This is a genomic window from Streptomyces sp. CB01249 (assembly GCF_001905735.1).
In the GTDB taxonomy this organism is placed as follows: Bacteria; Actinomycetota; Actinomycetes; order Streptomycetales; family Streptomycetaceae; genus Streptomyces.
The window spans coordinates 38,819-48,508 of record NZ_LISW01000011.1; the positions used below are offsets into that span (position 1 = coordinate 38,819).

12 protein-coding genes are annotated in these 9,690 nt (G+C 56.5%); all 12 read right to left on the bottom strand.

Translation table 11 applies throughout. The annotated features are described in order from the left end of the window. From AMK18_RS34015 to AMK18_RS34070, 12 genes are read right to left on the bottom strand one after another with little or no spacing between them, the layout of a single operon-like run. Positions 1-720, bottom strand: a complete 720-nt coding sequence (locus tag AMK18_RS34015) for a phage tail protein (protein WP_001297108.1) — start codon at positions 718-720, stop codon at positions 1-3. Positions 721-748: 28 nt separating this feature from the next. Beyond that, the gene (locus AMK18_RS34020; protein ID WP_000683105.1) at positions 749-1,144 is read right to left on the bottom strand and encodes a phage minor tail U family protein; all 396 of its coding nucleotides are present in this window, start codon (positions 1,142-1,144) and stop codon (positions 749-751) included. Next, positions 1,141-1,719 carry a phage tail protein gene (locus AMK18_RS34025; protein WP_000975070.1) on the bottom strand — a complete coding sequence of 193 codons (579 nt, stop codon included), beginning with the start codon at positions 1,717-1,719 and terminating at the stop codon, positions 1,141-1,143. Before AMK18_RS34025 ends, AMK18_RS34020 begins: the two co-directional genes overlap by 4 nt. A gap of 11 nt (positions 1,720-1,730) precedes the next feature. Then, entirely contained in the window at positions 1,731-2,084 is a 354-nt protein-coding gene (locus AMK18_RS34030; protein WP_000752979.1) for a head-tail joining protein, read from the bottom strand. Positions 2,085-2,095: 11 nt separating this feature from the next. Next, positions 2,096-2,494, bottom strand: a complete 399-nt coding sequence (locus AMK18_RS34035; RefSeq protein WP_000158919.1) for a DNA-packaging protein FI — start codon at positions 2,492-2,494, stop codon at positions 2,096-2,098. A 41-nt stretch (positions 2,495-2,535) separates the two neighbouring features. Continuing rightward, the gene (locus AMK18_RS34040) at positions 2,536-3,561 is read right to left on the bottom strand and encodes a major capsid protein (RefSeq protein WP_000063280.1); all 1,026 of its coding nucleotides are present in this window, start codon (positions 3,559-3,561) and stop codon (positions 2,536-2,538) included. Between the two features lie 55 nt (positions 3,562-3,616). Beyond that, entirely contained in the window at positions 3,617-3,949 is a 333-nt protein-coding gene (locus AMK18_RS34045) for a head decoration protein (protein ID WP_001297109.1), read from the bottom strand. A gap of 9 nt (positions 3,950-3,958) precedes the next feature. Next, entirely contained in the window at positions 3,959-5,278 is a 1,320-nt protein-coding gene (locus tag AMK18_RS34050; protein ID WP_000123343.1) for a S49 family peptidase, read from the bottom strand. Then, positions 5,259-6,860: a phage portal protein gene (locus AMK18_RS34055; RefSeq protein WP_001359455.1), complete on the bottom strand. Its 1,602-nt coding sequence runs from the start codon at positions 6,858-6,860 to the stop codon at positions 5,259-5,261. Before AMK18_RS34055 ends, AMK18_RS34050 begins: the two co-directional genes overlap by 20 nt. Then, positions 6,857-7,063, bottom strand: coding sequence for a phage head-tail joining protein (locus AMK18_RS34060; protein ID WP_000198149.1), 207 nt, complete (start codon positions 7,061-7,063; stop codon positions 6,857-6,859). The genes AMK18_RS34055 and AMK18_RS34060 overlap by 4 nt, the downstream gene beginning before the upstream one ends. Beyond that, positions 7,060-8,985, bottom strand: a complete 1,926-nt coding sequence (locus AMK18_RS34065) for a phage terminase large subunit family protein (protein WP_001027292.1) — start codon at positions 8,983-8,985, stop codon at positions 7,060-7,062. Before AMK18_RS34065 ends, AMK18_RS34060 begins: the two co-directional genes overlap by 4 nt. Then, positions 8,960-9,505 carry a DNA-packaging protein gene (locus AMK18_RS34070; protein WP_000453580.1) on the bottom strand — a complete coding sequence of 182 codons (546 nt, stop codon included), beginning with the start codon at positions 9,503-9,505 and terminating at the stop codon, positions 8,960-8,962. Before AMK18_RS34070 ends, AMK18_RS34065 begins: the two co-directional genes overlap by 26 nt. Between the last annotated feature and the right edge of the window lie 185 nt (positions 9,506-9,690).

Here is a 9,690-nt window from a genome sequence, read left to right on the forward strand (position 1 = left end):
TTAACTGGCGGTGACGGTAATTTCTGCAACCGCAGCAAACTCACCATTACCGGATACAACCGGAATGTTGACCTTGCCTGCAGCAACGCCGTTCACGGTGATGGTCATACCACTGACCGACACGGTGGCTTTTGTTTTATCCGCAGACACCGCACGAAAGCTCTTGTCGGTTACGCCCTCCGGCTGGAAGGCCACGGTCAGCGTGGTGCTCTGCCCTTTCACCACCGAGGTGCTGGCAGGCGTCACGGTCATGCCGGTTGCCGCTGTTACCGTGCTGCGATCTTCTGCCATCGACGGACGTCCCACATTGGTGACTTTCACCGTGCGGGTGATCACTTCCTTCGCCGTCACCGCCTTACCGATACTGCTGACCCAGCCACGGAACACATCGACCGTGCCGTTCGGGAAGCGGATTTTATAGGCACGGGTATCGCCTTCATTAAACCACGCCAGCAGCGCCTGCTGCCCCTGCTCTCCGGGCATCCACGCCAGCGTGAAGCTGGTATCTCCGGCAGATTTCTGCCCCTGCCCGGTCGCAGTCCAGTCTGCATCTTCATCATCGAGATAGCTGTCGTCATAGGACTCAGCGGTCAGTTCGCCGGGCGTCAGGTCTTTAACTTTTGCCAGACGCGACCAGTCAACGTCTGAAAGCGGATTCGCGTAAGGGTCACCGCTCCCCTTATAAACCCACAGGGTGGTCCCGGCACCTTTCACCGGCATTGTAGGATTTGGTACAGGCATAGCGTCCTCACATTTCATAGGTAATGACATAAGTCAGATCGGCTGAACTCCACAAGCCCGCATCATCGTCGCGCCGGTAGTCATAGCCGCTGGCCACCATACTGGTGATCAAATCTGACAGTGCCGGGATATCGCTCATCACCGGATAAATCCGGGACTCCATCCACGCATCCAGCTCTGAATCCGGCACCTGAGCAGGCAGGAAAACTTCGATATGCAGCTCCGCCTGCCAGGTATCGCTGTCCAGCTCTTCGCCCGTGTATTCAGCGCCGGTGAGATAAACGGCAACTGCCGGAAAATCCGCCTCATCAAAAACAGCGGGGCGACCATCAAAAAACGTCGCCCCGGTGTCATGCTTCTCCAGTGCATCCAGTACGGCTGCACGGAGTTCAGTATGTTTCATCGCTTTATTACCATCCTCAGTTGATGCTGCAGCGCATAGCCCAGCTCTTTCGGAAGACGTTCACGCCGTATCCGCTCAATATTTTGTTTAAACGCCGTGGTCAGCGGCACCGCCATCGGGATTTTCACCACATCAATGGGGTAACGGTTTTTCCCAGCCACACGCTGCATGACATGCCACCGGCCATTTTTCAGTTGCTGAATAAACGCGCCGGGAATACGACGGTTACCCACCACAAGCACGCTGCCGCCACCTTTCAGGGATGAACGCTGCCCCTTTTTACGACGCCTGCGGCGCGAAAGGACAACCCGCGCATTACCCAGCTTGATTACGGGCAAATCCCCCCGGTTAACTTTGATTCTGGCCTGCGGATTTTTGACCGTGGCCCTTTTCAGCCTGGCCCTTTCCTTTACCAGTTTCCGGCGTACCTTTGTCTCACGGGCAACCTGTGACGCCGACTGCGATATCGCGGATGAAGCAACGCGGTTAATGGCCATTGCGGCGGCACCAGGCACCGCCGTTTTGCTGATACGGCTGAGGTTTTCAACGGCCTGCTCAAGACCTTTTATGGCCATACATCCCCCTTTCAGCGGCGACGGTTAACGGCAGGCGGTACGCCCCGTCCAAGCCAGAGATGACAACTTCCGCCATCATCCGGCGAAACCCGATCTACCCAGAAATTTTCCTCACCGATGGTCAGCGTGTCTCCACGCCGCAGCTGCCGCACCTCATCAGTCCGGACAAACAGGGACGGGCTGGAGCCTTCAACGCGCACGCCCTGTCCGGCATAGCTGATATTTTCAGGGTCATCAAAAACACCACGTATCACCGCACCTGACTGCTCACCGGATGTAATGGTGGCTGACGTTCCCATGTACCCGCGTATCGTTTCATCGGCGCGGGCAATGGCAGCATCGAACAGGTTATCGAAATCAGCCACAGCGCCTCCCGTTATTGCATTCTGGCCAGGCCGCGCTCTGTCATTTCGGCTGCCACACCGGCAGAGACACGAAACGCCGTTCCCGGCAGCACAAATGCCACAGGTTCATCCCGCGTGGCGTGAAGTGCATCAGTATGCAGCTTCACCAGTGCCACGACCGTGACCAGTTCAGACGTATCCAGAATCACGGTATCCGGCTGCGCTGATCCCACCTCATTTTCATGTCCGGTCAGCACATTTTCCCGGCTGAGAGGGGTGTCCTGACCGGCAGTTTCATCCGTGTCATCAAGCTCCTCTTTCAGCTCTGCCACACGGAGCGCCAGTTCTTCTTTCGTCCCCGTCAGGCTGACATCACGGTTCAGTTGTTCACCCAGCGAGCGGAGACGGGCAATCAGTTCATCTTTCGTCATGGACTCCTCCACAGAGAAACAATGGCCCCGAAGGGCCATGATTACGCCAGTTGTACGGACACGAACTCATCAGGGTCAGCCAGCAGCATCAGCGGTGCTGACTGAATCATGGTGAACTCACGCGCCGGATCGCCGGTGGTCACCCAGTTTTTCGGGTAACGGGCAGAGGCGTTAATGCCTTCGCGCTGTGCGTCCGCATCCTGAATGCAGCCATAGGTGCGCAGACCGCGTGCCTGAGTGTTCCCCAGCACCATCGTGTTGTCCGGCAGGAAGTTCTTTTTGACGCCGTTTTCCACGTACTGTCCGGAATACACGACGATGGCCACATCGCCATACATCCCCTTATAGGACACCGCTTTGCCCAGGTCTTTCACCGCTGTCTCCAGCTCGGAATTAGAGCCACGACGGGTATCCAGCTTCTCCTTGACGGCTTTGAAGGAACGGAACAGCGCCCAGCCTTTCGGATCGAACACGATGATATTCACCACACCGCTGGCGTTCAGCGCGTAGGCTTCGATATCGTCGGTCGGGTCATACGTGGACTTGTCACGCTTGCTCCACTCCGTGCCGCCGGACTGCGTGATGTTATTCTCCTCACTGCGGCCCATATCCACCTCAACCGGATCGAAGGCTTCACCGGTCATGGTGTATTTGCCCTTAAGCACGGCAGAAACTGCCTGCATCTCTTCGACCTGAGCAATGGCCAGCTCTTCGTCACGCATGTTCTGCATGATGATGCGACGGCGGCGGTAAGCCGGGTCCGCCAGATTCTGCGGATCTTCATCCGGCAGGCGACGCAGGGTCATCTGCGGATTCACTTCATGCTTCGGCTTGACATATCCCGGCGTAAATTCAGAGGTGGAGCCGCCACGGGAACGGATAACCTCACCGGAAACAATCGGCGAAACGTACAGCGCCATGTTTACCAGTCCCGGAATTTGTGAGAGATAGACTTTCTCCGTGGTGAAGGGATAGCTCTCACGGAAAAAGAGACGCAGAAACAGCGGATCAAACTTAAATTTCTGCTCATTTGCCGCCAGCAGTTGGGCGGTTGTGTACATCGACATAAAAAAATCCCGTAAAAAAAGCCGCACAGGCGGCCTTTAGTGATGAAGGGTAAAGTTAAACGATGCTGATTGCCGTTCCGGCAAACGCGGTCCGTTTTTTCGTCTCGTCGCTGGCAGCCTCCGGCCAGAGCACATCCTCATAACGGAACGTGCCGGACTTGTAGAACGTCAGCGTGGTGCTGGTCTGGTCAGCAGCAACCGCAAGAATGCCAACGGCAGCACCGTCGGTGGTGCCATCCCACGCAACCAGCTTACGGCTGGAGGTGTCCAGCATCAGCGGGGTCATTGCAGGCGCTTTCGCACTCAATCCGCCGGGCGCGGTTGCGGTATGAGCCGGGTCACTGTTGCCCTGCGGCTGGTAATGGGTAAAGGTTTCTTTGCTCGTCATAAACATCCCTTACACTGGTGTGTTCAGCAAATCGTTAACGGCATCAGATGCCGGGTTACCTGCAGCCAGCGGTGCCGGTGCCCCCTGCATCAGACGATCCAGCGCAGTGTCACTGCGCGCCTGTGCACTCTGTGGTGCTGCGGCCAGAATGCGGCGGGCCGTTTTCACGGTCATACCGGGGGTTTCTGCCAGCACGCGTGCCTGTTCTTCGCGTCCGTGAGCCTCCTCACAGTTGAGGATCCCCATAATGCGGCTGTTTTCTGCCGCAACCGCTGCGGTGATCTGCGCGTTCACGTCCGGCTGCGCCGCGCTGGCGTTCTCGCCCTCCGTCGCTGGCACCACGTCAGTAACGTCAGCCTGCGAAGCAGTGGCTGAAACAGTTGTTGATTGAGTCTCTTTGGTCATTCGCCCTCCTGAGAGACGGGATTTACGTGCATCCAGTGCATCACGCATGACGGTGATCGCATCGGTGCTGTTAACAAGTTCATCAGCCAGTCCGGCATCAATGGCCTCCTGACCGCTGTACACTGCAGCCTCGGTATCCAGCACAACCTGCACGGACAGGCCGGTATATGCCGACACCTTCTGCGCAAACATCTGGCGGGTTGCGTCCATCCGGGACTGCAGTGTCTCCCGGACGTCATCCGGAAGATGGCTGTAGGGGTTGCCATCCACCTTATGGCTGCCGCTGTAAATCAGCGTGATTTCCACACCCTGTTTCTCCAGCGCAGCACCGTAATTACTGTGAGCCATCATGACGCCGATGGAGCCTGTCCGGGCGGTCTGCGTGACCAGACGCCGGGAGGCGGCACTGGCAAGCAACTGACCTGCACTGCAGTTCATGTCGTTGGCAAGCGCCCATACCGGTTTTATGTCACGCACACGGGCGATGATGTCAGCGCAGTCAAATGCCCCCGCCACCATCCCGCCGGGCGTGTCCATATCGAGCAGAATGCCGTCCACCATCGGATCGCTGGCAGCCTGTTGCAGACGGGCGATAATGCCGTTGTAACCGGTCATCCCCGAGTACGGCTGCAGCGCCCGCGTCCGGCTGACCAGCGTGCCGGACACCGGCAGCACGGCGATGCCGTTCATGACCTGATAACTGCGGGCCTGTCGTGGTCCGTCATCATCACCGGATAATGCCAGCGTCGCGAGTGCCTCCTGGGCAGTCAGGCTGTCGCCGGACACCGCATCCGTCAGGCTGCTGATCCCAAGCTGGCCTGCAAGCGCACAAAAGAAAACCCGCGCATAGGCGGGTTCAAGCATCAGCGGCTCATTAAAGGCCATGCTGGCAATATGCGGGAGATTACGCAGCTCTGCTGTCACTCTTCTCCTCCTCTGTTGATTGTCGCAGCCCGGATTCAAATGCTGCAGCCGCCCAGGCGGGCGGTTTAAGACCGGCTGCACGGCGCTCCATCGTTTCACGGACCTGCTGGGCAAAAATTTCCTGATAGTCGTCACCGCGTTTTGCGCACTCTTTCTCGTAGGTACTCAGTCCGGCTTCTATCAGCATCACCGCTTCCTGAACTTCTTTCAGACCATCGATGGCCATACGACCGGAGCCTATCCAGTCGCAGTTCCCCCAGGCACTGCGGGCTTCCTGAAAACTGAAGCGCGCTTTTGAAGGTAACGTCACCACGCGGCGAACGATGGCCTCTTCCAGCCAGCACAGAAACATCTGGCTCGCCTGACGGGATGCGACGAATTTTCGCCGCCCCATAAAGTACGCCCACGACTCGTTCGCACTGGCCCGTGCCGTGGAGTAGCTCATCTGGGCGTAATTCCGGGAAAGCTGCTCATACGAGACACCCAGCCCGGCAGCGATATACCGCAGCAGTGACTGCTCAAACACGGAGTAGCCGTTATCCGTATCCTGAGCCGTCTGCAGGTTCAGTGAGTCACCCGGCATCAGGTGCGGTACTTTTGCGCCTCCCAGCCGGACCGGCGCTGCGGCGTAATACGCGGCAATTTCACCAATCCAGCCGGTCAGCCTTTCCCGCTGCTCCTGACTGTTCGCGCCCAGAATAAAATCCATCGCTGACTGCGTATCCAGCTCACTCTCAATGGTGGCGGCATACATCGCCTTCACAATGGCGCTCTGCAGCTGCGTGTTCTGCAGCGTGTCGAGCATCTTCATCTGCTCCATCACGCTGTAAAACACATTTGCACCGCGAGTCTGCCCGTCCTCCACGGGTTCAAAAACGTGAATGAACGAGGCGCGCCCGCCGGGTAACTCACGGGGTATCCATGTCCATTTCTGCGGCATCCAGCCAGGATACCCGTCCTCGCTGACGTAATATCCCAGCGCCGCACCGCTGTCATTAATCTGCACACCGGCACGGCAGTTCCGGCTGTCGCCGGTATTGTTCGGGTTGCTGATGCGCTTCGGGCTGACCATCCGGAACTGTGTCCGGAAAAGCCGCGACGAACTGGTATCCCAGGTGGCCTGAACGAACAGTTCACCGTTAAAGGCGTGCATGGCCACACCTTCCCGAATCATCATGGTAAACGTGCGTTTTCGCTCAACGTCAATGCAGCAGCAGTCATCCTCGGCAAACTCTTTCCATGCCGCTTCAACCTCGCGGGAAAAGGCACGGGCTTCTTCCTCCCCGATGCCCAGATAGCGCCAGCTTGGGCGATGACTGAGCCGGAAAAAAGACCCGACGATATGATCCTGATGCAGCTGGATGGCGTTGGCGGCATAGCCGTTATTGCGTACCAGATCGTCTGCGCGGGCATTGCCACGGGTAAAGTTGGGCAACAGGGCTGCATCCACACTTTCACTCGGTGGGTTCCACGACCGCAACTGCCCTCCAAATCCGCTGCCACCGCCGTGATAACCGGCATATTCGCGCAGCGATGTCATGCCGTCCGGCCCCAGAAGGGTGGGAATGGTGGGCGTTTTCATACATAAAATCCTGCAGGTCCCCTGCGTCGCTGTGTCATGCCGGTCTGCACTTCCAGCTCTGCAATATATTTTTTCAGGTCAGACACGGAAGTGGCCGTAAACTCCACCCTTCGTCCGTCTTTCTGTACTGTTGCCACCCGTTTACCTGTCATCAGGTCATGCAGTGCCGCACGGGCAGCGGCAAGTTCTTCCTGTCGCGTCATTCATCCTCTCCGGATAAGGCACGGGCGTAATCTGCCAGTGTTTTCTTGTTGGTTGCTGCACCATCCTCTTCCTGCAGGCTCGCCAGCAGCGCACTGAGATCCAGCTGCCAGCGGGAAATACTGATGCGCAGCGCCGCCAGCGCATAAACGAAGCAGTCGAGTGCCTCATTGCGTCGCTTTTTGCTGTCCCACAGTATTTTTTTCCTGCCATCCACCCATTTTTCGACCTGCTCTTCAGCAGTCAGCTGCTGCGCTTCGGTCAGATCAAAAATATCCGGGTTATTCGGGAAGTGAACGGCACCGGGAAGCGGTTCATCCCCTTCCGGCGTCAGTGTGAAGCGGTTATAAATCTGCTCTTTCGCGGTATCCGTACCGATTTCGGTAAGGTAAACCCCGTTTTTGTTTCGCTTACGTGGCATGCTGGCCACCGGCTTTCCGTAGACGGATGCCCCTTTAATGGGGATCACCCGGAACAGCCCATGTTTTTTCGAGCGTTCATACACAATGGTCGGGTCAATCCCGCCAGTATCCCAGCAGATACGGGATATCGACATTTCTGCACCATTCCGGCGGGTATAGGTTTTATTGATGGCCTCATCCACACGCAGCAGCGTCTGTTCATCGTCGTGGCGGCCCATAATAATCTGCCGGTCAATCAGCCAGCTTTCCTCACCCGGCCCCCATCCCCATACGCGCATTTCGTAGCGGTCCAGCTGGGAGTCGATACCGGCGGTCAGGTAAGCCACACGGTCAGGAACGGGCGCTGAATAATGCTCTTTCCGCTCTGCCATCACTTCAGCATCCGGACGTTCGCCAATTTTCGCCTCCCACGTCTCACCGAGCGTGGTGTTTACGAAGGTTTTACGTTTTCCCGTATCCCCTTTCGTTTTCATCCAGTCTTTGACAATCTGCACCCAGGTGGTGAACGGGCTGTACGCTGTCCAGATGTGAAAGGTCACACTGTCAGGTGGCTCAATCTCTTCACCGGATGACGAAAACCAGAGAATGCCATCACGGGTCCAGATCCCGGTCTTTTCGCAGATATAACGGGCATCAGTAAAGTCCAGCTCCTGCTGGCGGATGACGCAGGCATTATGCTCGCAGAGATAAAACACGCTGGAGGGGTCATCCGGCGTCCATTTGAGGCCAAACGGCGTCTCTTTGTCGCCAAATTTAAGATACTGCTCCTCCCCGCAATGCGGGCAGGCAACATGAAAACGCATAAAATGCGGGGATTCACTGGCTGCACGCTCAATCTGACAGGTGCCTCTCACTTTTGGCGTGGAGCCACGGATGGACTTTGGCCAGACCGAGCCTTCAATACGCTTGTCACCCAGGAACGTCGGAGAGCCTTCCTGTTCAATATCATCATCAAAAGCAGCAAGTTCATCATAACCCGCCACATCCACCGACTTTTCACGGTAGTTTTTTGCCGCTTTACCGCCCAGGCACCAGAAGCCACGCCCATTAGTGAAACGCTTCATGGTGAGCGTGTTATCCCGGTGCTTTTTGCCATACCACGGGGCCAGCGCCAGCAGCGACGGAATATCACGAATAGTCGGCTCAACGTGGGTTTTCATAAAGTTCTCGGCATCACCATCCGTCGGCAACCAGATAAGGGTGTTGCGCTGCTTATGCTCTATAAAGTAGGCATAAACACCCAGCAGCATTTTGGAATAACCGACACGGGCAGACTTCACCACATTCACCTCACGGATGTAGTCGCTGCCCATCGCATTCATGATGGCCCGCTGAAAGGGCAGTGTTTCCCAGCGCCCTTCCTGGTATGCGGATTCTTTCGGGAGATAGTAATTAGCATCCGCCCATTCAACGGCGGTCTGTGGCTCCGGCCTGAACAGTGAGCGAAGCCCGGCGCGGACAAAATGCCGCAGCCTGTTAACCTGACTGTTCGATATATTCACTCAGCAACCCCGGTATCAGTTCATCCAGCGCGGCTGCTTTGTTCATGGCTTTGATGATATCCCGTTTCAGGAAATCAACATGTCGGTTTTCCAGTTCCGGAAAACGCCGCTGCACCGACAGGGGGAGCCCGTCGAGAATACTGGCAATTTCACCTGCGATCCGCGACAGCACGAAAGTACAGAATGCGGTTTCCACCACTTCAGCGGAGTCTCTGGCATTCTTCAGTTCCTGTGCGTCGGCCTGCGCACGCGTAAGTCGATGGCGTTCGTACTCAATAGTTCCTGGCTGGAGATCTGCCTCGCTGGCCTGCCGCAGTTCTTCAACCTCCCGGCGCAGCTTTTCGTTCTCAATTTCAGCATCCCTTTCGGCATACCATTTTATGACGGCGGCAGAGTCATAAAGCACCTCATTACCCTTGCCACCGCCTCGCAGAACGGGCATTCCCTGTTCCTGCCAGTTCTGAATGGTACGGATACTCGCACCGAAAATGTCAGCCAGCTGCTTTTTGTTGACTTCCATTGTTCATTCCACGGACAAAAACAGAGAAAGGAAACGACAGAGGCCAAAAAGCTCGCTTTCAGCACCTGTCGTTTCCTTTCTTTTCAGAGGGTATTTTAAATAAAAACATTAAGTTATGACGAAGAAGAACGGAAACGCCTTAAACCGGAAAATTTTCATAAATAGCGAAAACCCGCGAGGTCGCC